Origin of the sequence: Escherichia sp. AM3 (genome assembly GCF_032029835.1) — a bacterium.
Taxonomy (GTDB): Bacteria; Pseudomonadota; Gammaproteobacteria; order Enterobacterales; family Enterobacteriaceae; genus Escherichia; species Escherichia coli.
On sequence record NZ_JAVUPQ010001392.1, the window covers coordinates 1 to 221 of the forward strand.

General features: G+C 54.8%; 1 protein-coding gene. It reads left to right on the plus strand.

Annotated features, from left to right (window positions below; all coding sequences use genetic code 11):
• A partial coding sequence (locus tag RTW80_RS31185) for a GTP-binding protein (protein ID WP_233296762.1) occupies positions 1–221 on the plus strand: 221 nt, incomplete at both ends.

Below are 221 nucleotides of genomic sequence, written 5' to 3' on the forward strand. Positions count from 1 at the left end.
CCGCAGACTCGTGAGCACATCCTGCTGGGTCGTCAGGTAGGCGTTCCGTACATCATCGTGTTCCTGAACAAATGCGATATGGTTGATGACGAAGAGCTGCTGGAACTGGTTGAAATGGAAGTTCGTGAACTTCTGTCTCAGTACGACTTCCCGGGCGACGACACTCCGATCGTTCGTGGTTCTGCTCTGAAAGCGCTGGAAGGCGACGCAGAGTGGGAAGC